The 19,350-nt window shown below is 35.0% G+C and carries 20 protein-coding genes, 1 riboswitch and 1 other annotated feature; of the genes, 13 read left to right on the top strand and 7 right to left on the bottom strand.

Features of this window, described 5'->3' with window-relative positions:
- Window positions 1-3: 3 nt before the first annotated feature.
- Window positions 4-477: a sigma-70 family RNA polymerase sigma factor gene (locus BN2390_RS18350; protein ID WP_053985758.1), complete on the bottom strand. Its 474-nt coding sequence runs from the start codon at window positions 475-477 to the stop codon at window positions 4-6.
- 173 nt (window positions 478-650) lie between these two features.
- On the opposite strand from BN2390_RS18350, the gene ispF reads away from it, so the two are divergent.
- The 13 genes from ispF (at window position 651) to rbr (ending at window position 13,935) form a co-directional block, all read left to right on the top strand.
- On the top strand, window positions 651-1,124 hold the full coding sequence (ispF, locus tag BN2390_RS18345) for a 2-C-methyl-D-erythritol 2,4-cyclodiphosphate synthase (RefSeq protein WP_053985757.1): 474 nt from the start codon (window positions 651-653) through the stop codon (window positions 1,122-1,124).
- Window positions 1,125-1,288: 164 nt separating this feature from the next.
- On the top strand, window positions 1,289-2,137 hold the full coding sequence (locus tag BN2390_RS18340; protein WP_053985756.1) for a DUF4300 family protein: 849 nt from the start codon (window positions 1,289-1,291) through the stop codon (window positions 2,135-2,137).
- A gap of 269 nt (window positions 2,138-2,406) precedes the next feature.
- Window positions 2,407-2,629 (top strand) — a binding site (T-box leader).
- Between the two features lie 43 nt (window positions 2,630-2,672).
- A complete protein-coding gene (gene epsC / locus BN2390_RS18335) occupies window positions 2,673-3,425 on the top strand; it encodes a serine O-acetyltransferase EpsC (protein ID WP_082238859.1) in 753 nt (250 codons plus the stop codon).
- 24 nt (window positions 3,426-3,449) lie between these two features.
- Window positions 3,450-4,865 carry a cysteine--tRNA ligase gene (cysS, locus tag BN2390_RS18330; RefSeq protein ID WP_053986367.1) on the top strand — a complete coding sequence of 472 codons (1,416 nt, stop codon included), beginning with the start codon at window positions 3,450-3,452 and terminating at the stop codon, window positions 4,863-4,865.
- Window positions 4,866-4,876: 11 nt separating this feature from the next.
- Window positions 4,877-5,299, top strand: a complete 423-nt coding sequence (locus BN2390_RS18325; RefSeq protein WP_053985755.1) for a Mini-ribonuclease 3 — start codon at window positions 4,877-4,879, stop codon at window positions 5,297-5,299.
- A 20-nt stretch (window positions 5,300-5,319) separates the two neighbouring features.
- A complete protein-coding gene (locus BN2390_RS18320) occupies window positions 5,320-6,897 on the top strand; it encodes a putative polysaccharide biosynthesis protein (protein ID WP_053985754.1) in 1,578 nt (525 codons plus the stop codon).
- A 407-nt stretch (window positions 6,898-7,304) separates the two neighbouring features.
- Window positions 7,305-8,072 carry a 23S rRNA (guanosine(2251)-2'-O)-methyltransferase RlmB gene (gene rlmB / locus BN2390_RS18315; RefSeq protein ID WP_053986366.1) on the top strand — a complete coding sequence of 256 codons (768 nt, stop codon included), beginning with the start codon at window positions 7,305-7,307 and terminating at the stop codon, window positions 8,070-8,072.
- 126 nt (window positions 8,073-8,198) lie between these two features.
- Complete coding sequence (gene sigH / locus BN2390_RS18310) at window positions 8,199-8,807, top strand: RNA polymerase sporulation sigma factor SigH (protein ID WP_053985753.1); 609 nt, start codon at window positions 8,199-8,201, stop codon at window positions 8,805-8,807.
- A gap of 133 nt (window positions 8,808-8,940) precedes the next feature.
- Window positions 8,941-10,398, top strand: coding sequence for a flotillin family protein (locus BN2390_RS18305; RefSeq protein WP_053985752.1), 1,458 nt, complete (start codon window positions 8,941-8,943; stop codon window positions 10,396-10,398).
- A gap of 202 nt (window positions 10,399-10,600) precedes the next feature.
- Entirely contained in the window at window positions 10,601-11,929 is a 1,329-nt protein-coding gene (locus tag BN2390_RS18300) for an ArsB/NhaD family transporter (protein ID WP_330373818.1), read from the top strand.
- 19 nt (window positions 11,930-11,948) lie between these two features.
- Complete coding sequence (locus BN2390_RS18295; protein ID WP_053985751.1) at window positions 11,949-12,431, top strand: hypothetical protein; 483 nt, start codon at window positions 11,949-11,951, stop codon at window positions 12,429-12,431.
- Between the two features lie 237 nt (window positions 12,432-12,668).
- The gene (locus tag BN2390_RS18290; RefSeq protein ID WP_053985750.1) at window positions 12,669-13,256 is read left to right on the top strand and encodes a helix-turn-helix domain-containing protein; all 588 of its coding nucleotides are present in this window, start codon (window positions 12,669-12,671) and stop codon (window positions 13,254-13,256) included.
- Between the two features lie 76 nt (window positions 13,257-13,332).
- Window positions 13,333-13,935 (top strand): rubrerythrin, encoded by a 603-nt coding sequence (gene rbr / locus BN2390_RS18285; protein WP_330373817.1) that lies wholly within the window; start codon window positions 13,333-13,335, stop codon window positions 13,933-13,935.
- Window positions 13,936-14,638: 703 nt separating this feature from the next.
- On the opposite strand, the gene thiD is transcribed toward rbr, so the two are convergent.
- The 6 genes from thiD to BN2390_RS18255 all read right to left on the bottom strand — a co-directional run bounded on the left by thiD (window position 14,639) and on the right by BN2390_RS18255 (window position 19,212).
- A complete protein-coding gene (gene thiD, locus BN2390_RS18280; protein WP_053985748.1) occupies window positions 14,639-15,424 on the bottom strand; it encodes a bifunctional hydroxymethylpyrimidine kinase/phosphomethylpyrimidine kinase in 786 nt (261 codons plus the stop codon).
- Window positions 15,421-16,062: a thiamine phosphate synthase gene (gene thiE / locus BN2390_RS18275; protein ID WP_053985747.1), complete on the bottom strand. Its 642-nt coding sequence runs from the start codon at window positions 16,060-16,062 to the stop codon at window positions 15,421-15,423. The genes thiD and thiE overlap by 4 nt, the downstream gene beginning before the upstream one ends.
- Window positions 16,046-16,873, bottom strand: a complete 828-nt coding sequence (thiM, locus tag BN2390_RS18270; protein WP_053985746.1) for a hydroxyethylthiazole kinase — start codon at window positions 16,871-16,873, stop codon at window positions 16,046-16,048. The genes thiE and thiM overlap by 17 nt, the downstream gene beginning before the upstream one ends.
- Complete coding sequence (thiW, locus tag BN2390_RS18265) at window positions 16,855-17,358, bottom strand: energy coupling factor transporter S component ThiW (RefSeq protein WP_053985745.1); 504 nt, start codon at window positions 17,356-17,358, stop codon at window positions 16,855-16,857. Before thiW ends, thiM begins: the two co-directional genes overlap by 19 nt.
- 51 nt (window positions 17,359-17,409) lie before the next feature.
- Window positions 17,410-18,714, bottom strand: coding sequence for a phosphomethylpyrimidine synthase ThiC (gene thiC / locus BN2390_RS18260; protein WP_053985744.1), 1,305 nt, complete (start codon window positions 18,712-18,714; stop codon window positions 17,410-17,412).
- 79 nt (window positions 18,715-18,793) lie between these two features.
- Window positions 18,794-18,899: riboswitch (TPP riboswitch) on the bottom strand.
- A 49-nt stretch (window positions 18,900-18,948) separates the two neighbouring features.
- The gene (locus BN2390_RS18255; RefSeq protein WP_053985743.1) at window positions 18,949-19,212 is read right to left on the bottom strand and encodes a hypothetical protein; all 264 of its coding nucleotides are present in this window, start codon (window positions 19,210-19,212) and stop codon (window positions 18,949-18,951) included.
- Between the last annotated feature and the right edge of the window lie 138 nt (window positions 19,213-19,350).

Below are 19,350 nucleotides of genomic sequence, written 5' to 3'. Positions count from 1 at the left end.
TCTTTATACTTTTTCTAATAGAACTTTTAATTTTTTTAATGCTCGATATAAGGTTGATTTAACTGTACTAAGATTTTGATCCATAACCGTTGAGACTTCTTTGAGTTCAAATTGTTCAAAGTAACGGAGAAGGATAATTGTTTTTTCATTATAAGAAAGATGGTCTAGAGCATCTTCAAGTTCAAAAGACCTATAGGTATCTAAATAGGGTTCATCTAAAATTTCTAAAATGTCATCTTCCACATCTATGTAGCGTTGCTGCTTTTTGAGATGGGTTTTACAAGTATTAATAAGTATTTTAATAAACCAAGTATTTAGATAATGAGGTTCTCGTAATGTATGTTGATATTTGAGAGCTTTTAAAATAGCATCTTGAACGATATCTAGAGCATCGTCTTTATTTTTGACGTAGCTATATGCAATACGATAATGTTTCTCTTTATTAGAGAGAATGTAATTCACAATTTCTGTTTCCATAGTGTTACCTTCCAGCGCTGGATTTCTATTTGTTTGCTACATGGATTAGACCCTTATAGTGTAGCAAAAGTTTCAATAATTTATAGGAGATTTTAAATATGCTATAATGAACCTAAAAATAGTTTATACTACAGCGTATATAAGATAAAATTTGAAAGAAAAGAGGAATAAACATGTTAAGAATCGGAATGGGATATGATGTACACAAATTAGTAGAAGAGCGTAAGTTGATTTTAGGAGGAGTAGAGATACCGCATACATTAGGGCTCCTTGGTCATTCTGATGCAGATGTACTTGTACATGCTATTATGGATGGGTTATTAGGAGCCATCGCCGGTGGAGATATTGGAAAACATTTTCCGGATACAGACCCAAAATATAAAGGAATATCAAGCATTAAATTATTAGAACATGTTAAGGGGCTTCTAGATAAGGAAGGCGCAGTGATTCATAATATTGATGCGACAATTATTGCACAAAAACCTAAAATGGCACCACATATCATGACTATGAGAGAAAATATTGCATCAGCACTTCAAATTAATATAGACCAAATTAATGTAAAGGCTACAACGGAAGAAGGTTTAGGTTTTACAGGAACAGAACAAGGTATTGCCAGTCAAGCGATTGTCTTACTAGATAAATAATAGAATGTATAAGAAGAAACCTCTAAACTATACCCTTTAATATAAGGATTGAGTTTAGAGGTTTTAATTATTATGGAAAAAAGTTCATGTACAATCATGAAACTCTTTGCAACATTTAAATGTCTAATAAGATATAACTTATAGAGAGAGGATGAGACGCGAATATGAAATGTTTAAAAAGGCTAAGTTGTATGGTTCTGTTAGGAGGGCTACTTGTAGGATGTGCTAAACCTAATATACAAGAAGGACTTTTATATACAAATCTTAAAGATGAAGAAACCAAGCAACAAATAGAAAAACTTTTAATACAATCAAAAATAGACCAAGAAAATGTAAAAACTTATATGGAGTGGGTTAATGATTTTAATAGTCGAGTAGAAAATCCAGGGGCTTTGACTGAAGGGTATCAACCTATGAAGGAAGGTGTAGTTGATTATAATAATATTTTAGTGACAACAAAGCAAACAGAGGATGGAAGAGATTATTGGGAAGCAAACTGTAGATTATCTGCTTATTTATTATATAAAGACTTCGTTAATACCCAAAAGCAAATAGAAGAAGATGCTTATCTAATGTTTGATTTAGATGCTATTGATACAATGGACCAATTTGCAATGTCTAAAGAGGAAAGAAAGGAATTTGTTACATTATTTAATCCTGTTCAGTTAGAAGAAGATAGTACTCTAGATATGCATGTTGCTAAAATTCAGGAAGCTTATATAGAAAGAGAACTTGTTTTTGATGATAAGAGTAATATTTCCTTAATTACATTATACTTACATGACCCATATGAAAATAAAAGATTAGTAGGACATGCTGCTGTACTTATTGATACAGGAAATGAATTAGTACTGATTGAAAAATATGGTCCACCAGCACCTTATCAAGCCACTGTATGTAAAACAAGAAAAGAAGTAGTAGAATATTTACTTGCTAGACCTGATCTTTATGGAGATGGTAGTGAGTTGCCACCAATTGTAATGGAAAATAATCAAGTACTTACATCTTACTAGATATGAATTTAAGATAATTCTTATAGATGTCGATAGAATAGATAAATAGTATGGACAAAATATAGGAGTATCCAATTACAAAAGAAGAAAAAAGACAAGTTAGTTAAGTATATTTTGAGCATACTAAATATAATTCTAATACACATATTTGAATAGAAAAATAAGCACATAAATCGTATCGTCTAATATAATAAATAAAGATAGCAGTTGAAACTACGTGACTAATAGATTATAATAAGGAATAATGTGCAATTTTAGATGGAATAGAGAAATAAGCAATGAAAGAAAGAGTAATTTAATGGATTAGCCAAGAGAGACTCGCCATAGGCTGGAAGTGAGTTCTAAGAAATTGAATGAAGTGCATTCTGGAGCTATCTATGTGAATAAGAGTAGCATAGGTCGTAGAGGCCGCGTTAAGGCAATTAAGATAGAGCTTTTCTATATAGAAGAAGAGCTTTAATCAGAGTGGAACCGCGATAACTCGCCTCTGAAATAGAGGTGAGTTTTTTTATTGTATTTTTTGAGGAGGAATCATATGGGTTATATCAGAGAACAAATTCAAGTGATTAAAGAACGTGACCCCGCCATCAAAAGCACAGCAGAGGTTTTTTTATATCCAAGTTTTTATGCATTGCTATTTCATAAGGTAGGGCACTATTTATACAAAAAGAAATGGTACTTTTTAGCTAGATTGTTATCTCAGTTAGCAAGAGGTTTGACAGGAATAGAAATTCATCCAGGGGCAACCATTGGTAAAGGGCTTTTTATTGATCATGGTATGGGTGTTGTAATTGGCGAAACTTGTGAAATTGGAGATAATGTAACAATCTATCATGGTGTTACTTTAGGTGGGACTGGTAAGGACCATGGTAAGCGTCATCCAACCATTGGAAATAATGTGATGATTAGTACAGGGGCCAAAGTATTAGGACCTTTTAAAGTTGGGGATAATTCTCGTATAGCAGCAAATGCTGTTGTTTTGCAAGAAATTCCAGAGGATTGTACTGTAGTAGGGATTCCAGGTAAGATTGTAAGAATTGCGGGACAACGGGTAAATCCTTGTTCACAACTAGATCAAGTGAAGATGCCAGACCCAATTCAAATGGAAATGTGTAAAATGCGTCAAAATGTTGATGCTTTACAAGATAAAATACAAGTGTTAGAAGATACGATAGTAGAACTTCATAAACTCAAGGATGAAAAATGCAAAGAGGCTGCCCTAAAAACACACCAGTGTACCGAGCCAAATTGTCCAAACAAAGAAGCTTGTGAAACATATAGACAATAAATACACTAAGGAGAGGTAAATATGATTAAAATTTATAACACACTTACTAAACAAAAAGAAATCTTTAATCCAATAGAATCAGGAAAAGTGCGTATGTACGTGTGTGGTCCAACAGTATATAATTTAATCCATATAGGTAATGCAAGACCATATATCGTTTTTGATACAGTTAGAAGATATTTTGAAGCAGTAGGCTATGATGTGAATTTCATTCAAAACTTTACTGATGTAGATGATAAAATTATCAAAAAAGCAAATGAAGAAGGTCGTACAACAACAGAGTTAGTTGAAGAGTATATTAGTGAGACACTAAAAGATGCTAAAAATTTAAATGTTAAACCAGCAACACATCATCCACGTGTAACAGAAGAGATGGATGGGATCATTAAAATGATCGAAACACTTATTGAAAAAGGTTTTGCATATGAGGTAAATGGAAGTGTATACTTTGATACCAAAGCTTTTGATGGATATGGAAAGCTTTCTAAAAAAGTGTTAGATGACTTAGAAGCAGGTGCAAGTGAACGTGTAACTCTAGGCGACGAAAAGAAAAACCATATGGACTTTGTACTTTGGAAACCTAAAAAAGATGGAGAACCTTATTGGGAGAGTCCATGGAGCGAAGGACGTCCAGGATGGCATATTGAGTGTTCTGCCATGTGCAAAAAGTTCTTAGGAGATACAATTGATATTCATGCAGGTGGAGAAGATCTTGTTTTCCCGCACCATGAAAATGAAGTTGCACAAAGTGAAGCAGCAAATGGAGCAACTTTTGCTAACTATTGGATGCATAATAGCTTCCTTAATATCGATAATCATAAAATGAGTAAATCTCTTGGGAATTTTAAAGTTTTAAGAGATGTAGGGGAAGCTTATGGCTATGATACAGTACGTTTCTTTATGCTAAGTGCACACTATAGAAGTCCCCTTAACTATAGCAATGAACTTATGGAAGCTGCTCAAAATGGCTTGACTCGTATAAAAAATTGTAAAGATAACTTAGAATTTGCTTTAAGTCACGCAAAAGAGGAAACACTAACAGTAAAAGAACAAGAACTTTTAAAAGAACTGGCTACATTTGAAGAAAAATTCCATGCAGCAATGGAAGATGACTTTAATACAGCCGATGCAATCAGTATTATCTTTGAGCTTGTTAAATTTGCAAACACTTATGCAAAAGAAGGTGCAACACAAGCCTTTACACAAGGAGTATACGATGAGTTTATGAAACTCAATAACATCTTAGGCCTTCTTTATGAAGCAGAAGAACAAAAAGAACATGCTTTATCAGATGAAGACATTCAACAATATATTGAAGATCGTAAAGCAGCTAAAAAAGCAAGAGACTTTGCTGAGGCAGACCGTATTCGTGACTGGCTCAAAGAGCAAGGTGTGCTTATTGAAGATACTAGAGAAGGAGTACGTTTTAAACGTATATAAAGCACAAGAATATGAATACTAACATTAATGAAGTTTTGAATAGTGTCACAAAAATGAATGCGCATAAAGCAAATACCTATTCACCACTTGCCTTAGCTTATATAGGAGATGGTGTGTACGAACTTTTTGTTCGTACACATGTATTAGCGAAGGGGAATATGCCTGTTAATAAAATGCATAAAGCGTCAAGGGAACTTGTAAGAGCAGGCGCCCAAGCAAAGCTATATCATCTTGTAGAAGATAAACTTACAGAGGAAGAATTACAAGTCTTAAAGCGTGGACGTAACGCGAAAAGTATATCAGCGCCTAAAAATGCTGATATTACAGAGTATCGCCATGCTACAGGCTTAGAAGCGCTCATAGGTTATTTATATATTGAAGGTAAAATAGATCGTATACAAGAAATCATAGAATATGGGTTTCAATCCCTCTAAATGATACGAAGGAGAAAATTATGTCAAAAGGTACAGGAAAGTTTGTAAAAGGAGCACTTATCTTATCTGTTGCAGCACTCATTGCAAAAGTATTAAGTGCCTTTTTCAGAATACCACTCGGTTCACTTATTGGAAACGTAGGAATGGGTTACTATGGTTATGGATATCCAATTTATACATTCCTAACATCTATTGCTATTGTGGCTATTCCAGCGACGCTTTCAAAGCTAGTTGCCGAGAAAAGAGTAATGGGACAATATAAAGAAGCACATTTAATCTTTAAACATACTATGAGTTTTATGATTATTTTAGGGCTTACTTTATCTGCATTATTCTTCTTAGGAGCACCTCTTTTAATTGGTGCTTTTAAATGGGAAGAACAAACAATTTATTCATTATGGGGCTTAGCATTAAGTCCGATCTTTGTTTGTATTATGGGTGTATATCGTGGATATTTCCAAGGTATGCAAAATATGGCTCCAACAGCTATTTCACAAGTATTAGAAAACTTTGGTCGTGTAGTTGCAGGACTTGGGCTTGCGTATTTCTTCATGCCAAATGTGGGGTATGCAGCAGGTGGTGCGTCATTTGGTTCAGTTGTAGGTGGCGTATGTGGTGCACTTGTTTTAGCACTCTTCTATCTAAAACATAAAAAAGCCATTTATGAAGAAATGGCTACACAAAAACAAGCGGCAGTTTCAACAACTTTTAAAAGTGTAGCAAAAGTTGTACTTGTACTTGCTATTCCAATTTCTATTGGTGCAGCAGTTAACTCTGTAATGAATTTCTTAGATTCTGCAATTGTAACAGCAAGACTTGTAAGTGGAGGAATGGATCAGACTATTGCAGCTGATTTATTTGGACAGCTTACAAATACATTAACTCTTGTTAATTTACCACTTGCCTTTGGTATGGCATTAGTAACAAGTGTAGTTCCAGCTATTGCAGAAGCGGTGGCAAGAAAAGATCATAAAGAAATGCAAGATAAAATGGAACTTGGATCAAGATTCGGTTTACTTATTTCTTTACCAGCAGCTATAGGTTTAGCGGTCCTTGCAGAACCAGTAATGGGATTCTTATTCCCTGAATCTATTCAAGGTGGTCCAATCTTACGTCTTTCAGCTTTTAGTATCCCATTTATTATGCTAGGGCAAGCAATGACAGGTGTATTACAAGGGCTTGGGAAGGTATGGATTCCTGTACAAGCCTTAGGTGTAGCAGCAGTTGTAAAAGCAGTTCTTAATATTGTTTTAGTAGGAAGTTTAGGTATATTAGGTGCACCACTTTCTTCAATTGCAGGCTATGCAACATTTACACTTTATAACTTTTTAGCGGTTAAGAAATTGACTGGATTTAAATTAAATACAATGTTAGTTATTGTAAAACCACTTATAGCAGCAGCTGTAATGGGTATTGCAGCATACTTTAGTTATGCATTACTTGGCAATATTTTAGATGCCACATCAAAAATTCAAAATGCTATTATGACATTAGGTGCGGTAGGTGTAGGTGCAATTATTTATGTAATTGTTATCTTCCTTACAGGCGGAATTTCAAAACAAGACTTACAAGAACTCAAAAAGAAAAAGGAGAATTAAATAGAATGAATTTAGACCAAAATCAAACAGACAGAACGAATGAAGCTCCAAGAGAAAATAAAAAGCCTTATTACAAAAAAACTAATAAGCCACAAGGTAATAATCCAAAACCAAATAGAAAACCAAACGATGCACCACAAGGCAATAATCCAAAACCAAATAGAAAACCAAACGATGCACCACAAGGCAATAATCCAAAACCAAATAGAAAACCAAGTGATACACCACAAGGTACTAACCCAAAACCAAATAGAAAACCAAATGATGCACTACAAGGTAATAATCCAAAGCCAAATAGAAAACCAAGTGATGCACCACAAGGTACTAACCCAAAACCAAATAGAAAACCAAGTGATGCGCCACAAGGTAAAAAACCTTATAATAAAAAATTTACAAATCGTAAACCTATGCCAGTAGAAGGCGAACAATTTGAAACATCAGTAGATGAAAATATCTTATTTGGTAGAAACTCTGTGATTGAAGTACTTAAATCAGGTCGTGATATTGAGAAAATCCTTATCCAAAGTGGTCAAGTTGAAGGTTCAATCAAAAAGATTATTGGTGATGCTAAAGCACGCGGCATTGTGATTCAAGAAGTTGAAAAATCAAGACTTGATGAATTATCAAATGGTGAAAGACATCAAGGTGTTGTAGCTTATGCAAGTGCGCATAAATATGTTGAAATTGATGAAATCTTAAATGATGCAAAGGCAAAAGGTGAAGATCCATTTATTTTAATCTTAGAAAATATTCAAGACCCACATAATTTAGGTGCTATTATTCGTTCAGCACATAATGCAGGTGTACACGGTATTATTATTTCAAAACGTCGTGCAGTAGGTCTTACATCTACAGTATCTAAAGCATCAGCAGGTGCTATCGAATATACAAAAGTAGCAAAAGTAGCAAATATTGCTCAGACAATTGAAGATCTTAAAGCAAAAGGTATCTGGGTTGCATGTGCAGATATGGATGGAGAAATTATCTATACAGATAACTTAAGAGGGCCTATCGGTATTGTTATTGGTAGCGAAGGTGAAGGTGTTTCTAGAAATGTTAAAAATAAATGTGACTTTGTTGTACGTATTCCAATGTATGGAAAAGTAACATCACTTAATGCTTCAGTTGCAGCTAGTATTTTAGCTTATGAAGTTGTTAGACAACGTCATTTCTAAGCCAAATAGAATAAATATATATAGACCCAATAGCGTGTTATTCAGTTATCAGGATAGATAGCTAGGTGATCAATCAGTATACAGCAGAATAATGCGTAGGGGAGATAGACTAAGGAGGATTTACTCGTGAAAACAGCCGAAGTTTTAACGGATGAAGAACTCATTGCAGCCTATCAAAGAGGGGATAGGGGATGCATAGAAATACTTGTACAACGTTACAAAACATTTGTAAGGAAGAAGATTAAGTCCAATTACTTTGTAGGTGCAGATGTTGAAGATCTTATCCAAGAAGGTATGATTGGCTTGTTTAAAGCAATATGCGACTATAATCCAGACAAGGATGCAAGCTTTAAATCTTTTGCGACCTTATGTATTACAAGACAGATTAGTACAGCCTTCAAAACTGCTACAAGGCAAAAGCATATGCCACTAAATACAAGTATTTCTCTTAATTTACCTGTTGCTGGTGAGGATGATGATGGTATTACTTTAATGGATATACTTAAGGATAATATTAGTCATAATCCTGAAGACATGATGATTCACGAAGAAGATTTGAAACGTCTTAGAAGGTATATGAAAGAAAGTCTCAGTGATTTTGAATGGGAAGTACTGAATGCACACACACAGGGGCAAAATTATCATGAGATAGCAGAACGTATGGGTAAATCTGTTAAATCTATTGATAATGCCTTACAACGTATTAAAAGAAAATTAAGTGAAAATTTTAATTAAAAGAGTTTGCTTTTGCAAACTCTTTTTTGTATACTTTAATTATAGGTTAAAATTATAACATAGTTTGTAGATTTTAAATGATTCAGAATGTAGTAAAAGGGAAGAACTACAAATTGTAAAAGGGGGCAATAATATGGGAATAGGATTAATTGTTTTAATTGTAGTAGCAACTATGATAGTGCTTATTTGCTTAATGTGGAGAAAAGTAAAGGCTGATAAGGCTATGGTTATTACAGGTTTTAAACAAAGGGTATTAAGCGGAAAAGGTGGTTTAGTTATACCTTTCTTCGAAACGAGCTGTACCATTTCATTAGAAGCTATTTCAATGACAACAGATGTAGCAGAAGCACCATCTAAACAAGGGATTTTTGTAGATATTGTTGGGACAGCTGTAGTTAAAGTACGTAATGAAAAAGAAGCTATTATAAAAGCGGTAGAACGTTTTTGTACAGGTAAAGTTAATGATACTGTAGGAAATATCCAAAATATTGTAGAGAAAATTTTAGAAGGTAAGTTAAGAGGCATTGTTTCTACACTAACAGTAGAACAGATTAATGAAGATAGAGCTTCATTTGAACAAAGTATTGAGGATAATATAAGAGAAGAATTAAATTCTATGGGATTAGAACTTATTTCTTATTCAATCCTCAAAATTTCTACACAAGGTGGTTACCTAGAAAATAGAGCAAAACCACAAATTGCTCAGGCACAAGCAGATGCAGATATTGCTGAAGCAGAAAGAAAAAGAGATACGGAAATTAGAACAGCAGAATCTGTGCGAGAGGGACAAAAAGCAAAACTTGCAGCAGATACAGAAATTGCTGAATTTGAGAGAAATAAAAGGCTTAGAACAGAGGCTTATCGTGCAGAACAAGATAAAGCAAAAGCTGATGCTGACGTTGCTTACTCCTTAAAAGAAATTGAAAATAAATCATTGGTAGAACAACAAAAAGCTAAATTAGCAGAAGAAGAAGCAAAGCGTGTTGAAAAAGAACTTGTTGCTACAGTGGATAAACCAGCTGAAGCTGAAAAACGTAAAAAGATTATTGAGGCACAAGCAGCTAAAGAGAAAGCTATTCAAGAAGCACAAGCACAAGCAGAAGCAATCAAAATTAAAGCAGAAGCTGAGGCAGATGCAAAACGTCTTATTGCACAAGCAGAAGCGGATGCAATTAAAGTAGCCGGAGAGGCAGAAGCTGAAATTATTAAAGCTAAAGGTATTGCTGATGCAGAAGCAAAAGAAAGATTGGCAGAAGCAATGGCTAAGTATGGAGAAGCTGCAGTTGTACAAATGTTAGTTGAAAAATTACCACAAATTATGAGTGAAGTAGCGAAACCAATGGAACAAATTGATAAAGTGACAATCATTGACAATGGTGGTAGTGAAGGAACTTCTAAAGTTGCAAAATGGGTAACTGATATTACAGGGAGTGGATTTGAGACATTAAATGCAATGACTGGTATCAATATCCCAGAACTTATAGCTAACTTTACGAATAAAAAAGATGATAAAGTAGACTATGAGACAGTTATAGAAACGATTAAAGAAGCAGTTAAAGAAGTAGCTACAGACGAAAGTAAAGAAGAATAAATGTTTTAAACGATGTAGAAGTCCTATTGACTAGAGTATAAGCTCTAGTTATATAGGACTTTTTTATTTTTAAATAGATATCAAACGATAAAGTTTTCCAGGGAAATATAATTGGGGAAAAGATGAATGAAATAACTTAGATAAAAAGTTAACATAAAGAAATATAAAAAAAGTGTTGCAAAGTTTTTATAAAAGGAGTATTATGAATGTCGGTTCAGAAAAGAGAGAAAAGACAGCACGTGGACAGAAAGAGGGACTAGCGATGAATATGACACAAATAATGGCGCTTATTATTTTCTTAGTAGTTATGGCGCTTATTATGACAGAAAAAATAGATAGAACAGTGGCGGCTATAGGTGGTGCCATGTTGATGGTTCTTTTCAAGGTAATTCCATCAGATAAAGTAGTAGGCTATATAGATTTTAATACAATAGGTGTATTAATAGGTATGATGCTCTTTGTAGGGGTTATTAAGAATTCAGGACTTTTTGAGTACTTAGCAATTTTTACAGCTAAGAAAGCAAAAGGTGATGCATGGAAAATTCTTATAAGCTTTGCAGTGATTACCGCAGTACTATCAGGATTACTTGATAATGTAACAACTGTACTTTTAATTGGGCCTATGACACTAATCATTACTCAAATTTTACAGCTTAATCCAATACCATTTTTAATTACTGAGATTTTAGCTTCTAATATAGGGGGAACAGCAACACTTATTGGAGACCCACCTAACATTATGATTGGTAGTGCAGCAGGACTTGGTTTTAATGATTTCATTATGAATGTAGCACCAGCAGCTTTTGTTGTACTCATTGTGACAGTAGCAATTCTTTATTTTGTATATTGCAAAAAACTTTGTGTAGAAGAACAATTTAAAAAAGAAGTAATGGAACTTGATGAGAAAAAAGCTATTAAAGATAAAGCATTGCTTATTAAAAGCTTAGTAGGTATGGCTTTGGTTTTAATTGGTTTTATTACTCATGATCAACTTGGTGTAAGTTCAGCCATTGTAGCTTTATCAGGAGCAGCATTAATGCTTCTTATAGGTAAACAAGATGTAGAAGAAGTTATATGCCATATTGAGTGGCCAACCATTATTTTCTTTGCAGGTCTATTCGTTTTAGTAGGTGGACTTGAAGAAGTTGGACTAATTCACGCATTGGCAAATTCACTTATTAGTATTACAGCAGGTAAACCAGTAATGATGATGATTTTACTATTATGGTTATCAGCTATAGTTTCATCATTCCTTGATAACATACCTTTTGTTGCAACACTTATTCCACTTATTTTAACAATGGGACAACAAGGTGTAGATATTACACCATTATGGTGGGCAGTTTCATTAGGTGCATGTTTTGGTGGTAATGGAACACTTATAGGTGCATCAGCCAATGTTGTACTTGCTAATATAGGTAAGAAAAATGGTCATCCTATTGGCTTCGGTCAATATATGAAAGTTGGATTTCCACTTATGATTCTATCTGTAGTGATTTCAACTATATATTTACTTATAAGATTTGCATAATGCAGAGGGGGTATTAAATATGAATGTAACAGCGGCTAATGGTAATATGATAGAGACACGCTTAAGATTACTGGGGGCAACTAAAATTGAAAAAGTAAGTGGTGTTTTATATTTTGTAAAGTTTGAGTTAGATAATCATTTAGAGGTTTCTTATGCTTATAACGTGAATGCAAAAGATAAGTACTTCTTACAACGTATAAAACCTTATCCAATACCAGAGGGACTTTTCTCTGATGAGGAACAAGTTGTAGAATTTATTAGACGTGATATAGAGAAGTTTAAGAATGCACAACGTAGTACAAATTTTATGAATTTCGTAGAACTTGTAAGAATCATGAATGGTGTTTCTAGAGATATGGAAAGCCTTTTCTTAAATTATAATGTAGATAAAGTAGACCTAGAAAGATTAATTAGTGAATTTACAGAAGTTCAAAAAACCATTAAAGAAAGTAAAGAACATAGTACACATGTTGTATTAACTAATGTAGAAATACAAGAGTAAGAATAAGCTATTAATTTAAGTAAACATCAAAGATAATAAAAATCCTAGGACATAAGGTTTTAAATTTAGGTCCTAGGATTTTTATTATGAGAATTTAAAGTTTATAATATGTATCTAGCTAGCAACTTCATGATGAGATGAGCCCGAAAGAAAACTATTGCTGGATAAAACATACTCTACGAAGCGTAGATTGCGAAGAGATGATAAACATCATACAATGTGAGAGAGGTGATTGAGATGGATAGTATCAAAACAGGACAACTAATAATGAAACGTAGAAAAGAAAAGCAAATGACTCAGTTGGAACTGGCAAATAAGCTTAATGTAAGTGATAAAACCATTTCTAAATGGGAACGTGGACAAGGATGTCCTGATATTGCATATATTAAAGATTTAGCCAGTATTCTTGAGGTGAATGTAACAGAGATACTATCTGGAGAAATAATAGAAAACACCAATATGGGAGGCAATATGAAACGTATAAAATTTTATGCATGTCCGACTTGTGGCAATGTCATAACAAGTACGAACGAAGTACTTATTAATTGCTGTGGGCAAAGATTAGAACCTTTACAAGCAGCAAAAGAAAGTGATGAGGCACATACACCAGAAATAGAAATGATAGAAGATGACTTATATGTAACTTTTAAACATGAGATGACAAAAGAGCATTACCTTTCTTTTGTAGCCTATGTAACTTATGATAAAGTACTTCTTATGAAACTTTATCCTGAACAAAATCCAGAGGTAAGGTTCTTTAAAAAAGGAAGAGGTACTTTATATACTTACTGTAGCCAACATGGTTTATGGCAAAAGCAAATTTAAAAGCAATATCAAAATAATAGGATAAAATCATAGGTAAAAGAAAATACTATTAAAAAAGTGTTTATGGAGGTCTATGATGGAATTACAACAAAGTACCACTAAAATCAATTTAATGCGTGCTTTTGCAGGAGAATCACAAGCACGTAATCGTTATATTTTTGCAGCACTACAAGCACACAAAGCACAATTACATGTTGTTAAGGCACTCTTTGAGTATACAGCAGACCAAGAACTTGCCCATGCAAAGGTATTTATGGATCATTTAAAAGATTTTGCTGGAGAAAATATTACAATTGATGGGGCTTATCCAGTTGACCCAACAGCAAGTATGATCGAAATCTTACGTGCATCTGCACATAATGAACAAGAAGAACACAGTAATGTGTATCCAGAGTTTGCACGTATTGCAACAGAAGAAGGATTTCCAAAAGTAGCAGCATCTTTTACTCAGATTGCAGCTATAGAAAATATTCATGGAAGCAGATTCTTAAAATTTGCAGATTGGATGGAACAAGGCAAACTCTTTAAAGAAGATCAAGAAGTTGAATGGATGTGCCTTAACTGTGGACATATTCATAAAGGATTTACAGCACCAGTAAAATGTCCAGTATGTGATCATCCACAAGGCTACTTTGTAAGATATGAAATGTCACCTTATTGCATTTTAGGTGTGAAATAAATTTAAATAAAAGGGCGCTTCTATAGAAGTGCCCTTTTATAATGAATAGAATAAATATTTGGTTAAGTGTGAAGCATGTAGGCAAGCTTATTGTATTCCAACTTCTAGTCCTCGACTTTTAAGACAGGCTAAGTTCATTCCATCAAACTAACGGTCAAAACTCAGAAAAGAAGTTCACTTTTCTTCAAACATTTTTCTAAAACCAGTTTGATTCCATTCGCTAAACCTCTCTAAAAAGCCTGCGGAAAAGTTTCCATACAATAACTTACCTTACAGCCCATCACATCATAGACGCTTCCGGTAAAGCGGTTGCTAAACTACATGATCTATTTTCTAAACATCCTTCATATGAAAGTGCCTAATTATTCCTAAGTTGAGATAAAGAGTAAACTACGAAGGAGTATTATCAAGCACTTGGAAGTATTCTCTCTAATGAAGATATGTTTCCTCTTTTTTGTTCCACGCGTTGTGTCACTGGAAGTGAAAACTTACTTCTCTGAGTAGAAAAGGGCGGTGATGCGTGGGTGACATCCATGTAGCTTTTTTCGAGGATGGACTTAGAATATAAGCTACATGCAGTTTAGTAATCTCTCCGCCGGTGCAGTCCACAAAGTGAAGGAGAATCTACCTAGCCAACTCATGTAAGTAGACTAAATATAAGCACCCCCCTCACACTTAACCAATATTTATTTGTCTTCATTACTTACAGTCGATAGCAGTGGTTTAAAGGTCCATTACCATGTCCTAAGCTAAGTCCATCTGCAATAGCACCAGCTACATATTCTTTGCCTAACTTAACACTATCTGAAAGGCTATAGCCAAGTGCTAAGTTAGAAGCAATAGCGGAGGAAAGGGTACATCCTGTACCGTGTGTATTAGTAGATTGATAGCGTTTGCCATCGAACCATGTAAAAGTATCATCTGCTAGATAGAGGAGGTCACTTGCAGTTTCTGTGAGGTGACCTCCTTTTGCAAGAACATGTGTACCTGTTTGATGAGCTAAAGTACGTGCAATTTCCAGCATGGTTTCTTTATCTCTAATAGTAGTTGTTTCAGTAAGATTAGCAAGTTCATATAAGTTAGGTGTAATAAGGGTTGCAAGGGGAAGTAGATGATGTAGCATAGCATCTCTTGTTTCATTTGAACTTAGAGTTGCACCACTTGTAGCAACCATAACAGGGTCTACTACGATATAGGCAGGTTTATATTTTTTTAAAATATCTACAATAGCATATGTAAGGCAAGCATCACCAATCATTCCAATTTTGACTGCAACAGGAGGAATATCTTCGAAGATACGTTTAAGTTGTTCAGTTAGAAACTCAGGAGATACAGACATAATGCCACTTACACCTTGAGTGTTTTGAGCAGTAAGTGCTGTAATCGCACTCATACCATAAACTTTATGAGCAGTCATCGTTTTTAAATCTGCCTGTATACCTGCACCACCACTACAATCAGAGCCTGCAATTGTCAGTACTGTTTTCATCGGACAATCTCCTTTTCTATAAGTTCTTTAAGATGTCTTGCAGATTGATAAATATCTGGTTGTTTAAAAAGGCCAGAAACAACGGCAGCACCTGCAATATCACTACCTTTAAGTTTTAGAATATTTTCATCTGTGATGCCACCGATAGCTACAACAGGTAAAGAAGTTGAATGACAAATTTCTTGTAATGCCTTGTAGCTTAAAGGCGTAGCATCTAACTTAGTACCACTTCCGAAGACAGCACCAGAGCCAAGGTAAGTAGCACCAGCTTCGGTAGCAAGGCGAGCTTGCTTGGGTGTTTTGGCTGTTACACCTATAATTTTATCTATGCCAAGATACTTACGAGCTTCTTGGATGCTACAATCTTTTTGACCAATATGTACGCCGTCAGCCTCACTTAGTAAGGCGACTTCAATATTATCATTAATAATGAGTGGGACATTATATTTACGAGTGAGTTTACGCATAAGACGTGCCTCAGCTAAAAATGCATCTTGGGATAAAGTTTTCTCACGAAGTTGCACCATAGTTACGCCACCCTTTAGGGCTTGTTCTACTTGTGAAAGAAGTGTTTGACCATTTAGCCAACTACGATCTGTAACGGCGTAGAGTGTGAGACATTTAGGTGTAAATTTCATAGTGTAAACCTCCTTGAAGTTGGATTGGTGTAATTAAGCTTACTGCATCTAAGAGTAGAGTACGAAATGTACCTGTGCCACCTTGTAACAGTTCACATTTTTGATGAGCAAATTCACTAGAAATCCCTACGGTACCTACAGCAGCTACAGTAGCCTCTAAAAGTTGAGAAGGATTAGCACCACAGTAGGCTCCTATAAGACTAGTAAGCATACATCCCGTTCCTGTAATACGGGTAAGATCAGAATGGCCATTAAACACTGCATAAGTCATATAGCCATTTGTAACTAAATCTGTTTTTCCACTTACTGCAATAATAGAGCGTGTTTTGTGGCTTAAAGCAGTAGCGAGTTGCAAAATGCCTTGTATGGTATAAGGCGTTACAGTTTTGGGTGAAGCAACATCAATCCCTATAGAGATAGATTTGTCTGTAAGGAGTGTTTCTATTTCAGAAGCATTTCCACGGATAACACTGAAGTGGATTGTACTCAAAAGTTGATGAGCAGCTTGTTTCCTAAAATGAGAGGCGCCTACACCAACAGGATCTAAAATAACAGGTATACCTAATTGATTGGCTTTTTGCCCTGCCAGGAGCATACTTGTAAGCTTGGTTTCGCTTAAAGTCCCCATATTGAGAACAAGGGCTTTAGCATGGCTTGTAATTTCTTCTACTTCAGAAGGTGCATCAGCCATAATAGGAGATGCACCTAAAGCAAGGAGTAGATTAGCGCAGTCATTAGCGGAAACATAATTAGTGATACAATGTACAAGGGGACGAGTTTGTACCACATTTTCTAGGAGTGATGTAAACATACAAACCACTCCTGCCAAACTTTTGTTCTCGTCAAAACTTTTAGTATCATAATAGAAATGGTAGCACCTACCATAGAGCTAATCATGAAAGGCATAATATAAGCAAACATGGCAGCTTCTTTTCCCATAATAAGTGTAGCCACAGGAAAAGCAACAAGTGCACCTAAAACACCTGTTCCAAAGATTTCACCAATGTAGGCGACAGATAGTTTTGGATACATTTTAAAGAGCATACCACATAAAAAGGCACCTAACATACTACCAGGGAAGGCTAGAAGGGTACCTGTTCCTGATAGTACACGAATTAGAGAAATACAGAAGGCTACTGCAACGCTATAGACAGGCCCGAGCAATACACCTGCAATAACATTAACCATATGTTGAACAGGGAAACATTTTGCAGCACCAATGGGGATAGAAAATGTGGCACAGATTACACCAAGGGCAATTAATAATCCTGCAAGAGTTAGTTTTTTAGTTTTCATTTTATTGTTATCCTTTTTTACAAATAAATTTTAGACATATCTTTTATTCTATTATTCCATGATATCTACGTCTTCACCGCGGAGAATTTTATTAATATTACGCATAGCGCACATTTTGCCACACATTGTGCAAGTATCTTCTTTTTCAGGTGTACTTTCTTCTCGATAACGGCGGGCTTTTTCTGGATCAATGGCAAGGTCAAATTGTTTTTCCCAGTCTAAGTTACGACGCGCTTCACTCATTTCATAATCCCAGTTAGTAGCACCAGGAATACCTTTTGCAACGTCAGCAGCATGAGCAGCAATCTTAGAGGCAATAATACCTTCACGTACATCTTCTAAGGTTGGGAGACGTAAGTGTTCGGCAGGGGTTACATAGCATAAGAAAGAAGCACCATGGGTTGCGGCAATGGCACCACCAATAGCAGCAGTAATGTGATCATAACCAGGTGCAACATCTGTAACAAGAGGACCTAATACATAAAAAGGTGCACCTTTACAAATGGTTTGTTGAATCTCCATATTAGCTTGGATTTGATTAAGTGGCATATGCCCAGGCCCTTCAATGATGACTTGAACATTTTTTGCCCATGCACGTTCAGTAAGTTCACCGAGAGTTACGAGTTCTTTGATTTGAGAAATATCTCCAGCATCATGAATACTACCAGGTCTACAAGCATCACCAAGGCTTAAGGTAACATCGTATTCAGCACAGATCTCTAGAAGTTCATCGTATCTTTCATAAAAAGGATTTTCACATCCTGTAAGTTCCATCCAAGCAAAAATCATAGAACCGCCACGAGAAACAATATTTGTATGACGATGAGTTTGTTTAAAACTATGAGCAGTTGCACGGTTAATACCGCAGTGAATAGTCATAAAGTCAACACCATCTTCGGCATGCATACGCACAATATTCATCCACTCATCAGAGGTAATGTTTTTAAGTGGTTTATTGTAGTAGACAACAGCATCGTAGATAGGAACAGTTCCAATAATAGCAGGACATTCTGCAGTAAGTTTTTTTCTAAAAGTAGCAGTGTCACCATAAGAGCTTAAATCCATAATAGACTCAGCACCGAGGTGAACAGCCGTCATGACTTTTTCCATCTCTACATTTAAGTCTAGGCAATCACGAGAAGTACCAAGGTTAACATTAATTTTGGTTTTAAGCTTATTTCCGATTCCATAAGGTGTGAGTGCATGATGATTTTTGTTAGCTGGGATAGCGACTTGTCCACGAGCAACAAGGTCGCGAAGGATTTCTACATCCATTTGTTCGTATGTAGCAACATGCTCCATTTGTTTTGTGATTATGCCACGTCTTGCAGCATCCATTTGAGTTGTGTATAACATTTTTACCTCCTGAGTTATTAGAATTTTTGGAAATAAAAATAGCGCAACCTCCCCGTAGACAAGTTGCGCGTTGTATATTCTATACTCACCTTGTATTCCCTACGTTGGCATTATCCAAATCAGGTTAAAGGGTCGAAGTTGATGACTTCCTCTCAGCCCGCATACGAGCTCCCCAGGTTTTTGCTATTTTTTTAATTCTAACATACAATTTGATGGAAATAAAACTATTATTTTTTATTTTTCATGTTTCATTTGATGTTTTAAATCCTTAGCTAGTTCTTTGGCTTCATGTTTTTCTTCTCTTTCAAGCTTATGTTCTTCGTGAATTACTTTCATGCCTTCAAGATCTTTATGAAGTTCTTCTTTGTGCATTTGATGTTTAAGTTCATGTTCTAAAACTTTTTCTTCATGATGTTCATGATGTTCTTCTTTCTTTTGTTCGTGGTGAGCTTTCATACCTTGAATATCTTTTTTGAGTTCATCAGTTAATTTAGTCATAGTTAGGCTCCTTAATATAGATTTATAGAATCAAACACTAATAATATTTGCAAAAAATATATTTCTAATACTTAGGTCTAGAAATTACCTAGACTTGTCACAGACGAAAGATAAAAAGTTAGGTATAATAGAAGAAAG

This window comes from Niameybacter massiliensis (assembly GCF_001282685.1).
Lineage (GTDB): Bacteria > Bacillota > Clostridia > Lachnospirales > Cellulosilyticaceae > Holtiella > Holtiella tumoricola.
The sequence above is the reverse complement of the archived record's forward strand: the minus strand, read 5'-3'. Positions and strand labels throughout refer to the sequence as shown.

Bases quoted from the DNA above. Each gene is read 5' to 3' on its own strand.
- ispF (WP_053985757.1), top strand. From the start codon at position 651: ATGTTAAGAATCGGAATGGGATATGATGTACACAAATTAGTAGAAGAG.
- thiE (WP_053985747.1), bottom strand. From the start codon at position 16,062: ATGAAATTTACACCTAAATGTCTCACACTCTACGCCGTTACAGATCGT.
- thiW (WP_053985745.1), bottom strand. From the start codon at position 17,358: ATGAAAACTAAAAAACTAACTCTTGCAGGATTATTAATTGCCCTTGGT.
- thiD (WP_053985748.1), bottom strand. From the start codon at position 15,424: ATGAAAACAGTACTGACAATTGCAGGCTCTGATTGTAGTGGTGGTGCA.
- rlmB (WP_053986366.1), top strand. From the start codon at position 7,305: ATGCCAGTAGAAGGCGAACAATTTGAAACATCAGTAGATGAAAATATC.
- BN2390_RS18305 (WP_053985752.1), top strand. From the start codon at position 8,941: ATGGGAATAGGATTAATTGTTTTAATTGTAGTAGCAACTATGATAGTG.
- BN2390_RS18300 (WP_330373818.1), top strand. From the start codon at position 10,601: ATGAATGTCGGTTCAGAAAAGAGAGAAAAGACAGCACGTGGACAGAAA.
- thiM (WP_053985746.1), bottom strand. From the start codon at position 16,873: ATGTTTACATCACTCCTAGAAAATGTGGTACAAACTCGTCCCCTTGTA.
- BN2390_RS18325 (WP_053985755.1), top strand. From the start codon at position 4,877: ATGAATACTAACATTAATGAAGTTTTGAATAGTGTCACAAAAATGAAT.
- BN2390_RS18295 (WP_053985751.1), top strand. From the start codon at position 11,949: ATGAATGTAACAGCGGCTAATGGTAATATGATAGAGACACGCTTAAGA.
- BN2390_RS18320 (WP_053985754.1), top strand. From the start codon at position 5,320: ATGTCAAAAGGTACAGGAAAGTTTGTAAAAGGAGCACTTATCTTATCT.
- epsC (WP_082238859.1), top strand. From the start codon at position 2,673: ATGGGTTATATCAGAGAACAAATTCAAGTGATTAAAGAACGTGACCCC.
- BN2390_RS18350 (WP_053985758.1), bottom strand. From the start codon at position 477: ATGGAAACAGAAATTGTGAATTACATTCTCTCTAATAAAGAGAAACAT.
- BN2390_RS18290 (WP_053985750.1), top strand. From the start codon at position 12,669: ATGGATAGTATCAAAACAGGACAACTAATAATGAAACGTAGAAAAGAA.
- BN2390_RS18340 (WP_053985756.1), top strand. From the start codon at position 1,289: ATGAAATGTTTAAAAAGGCTAAGTTGTATGGTTCTGTTAGGAGGGCTA.
- thiC (WP_053985744.1), bottom strand. From the start codon at position 18,714: ATGTTATACACAACTCAAATGGATGCTGCAAGACGTGGCATAATCACA.
- rbr (WP_330373817.1), top strand. From the start codon at position 13,333: ATGGAATTACAACAAAGTACCACTAAAATCAATTTAATGCGTGCTTTT.
- BN2390_RS18255 (WP_053985743.1), bottom strand. From the start codon at position 19,212: ATGACTAAATTAACTGATGAACTCAAAAAAGATATTCAAGGTATGAAA.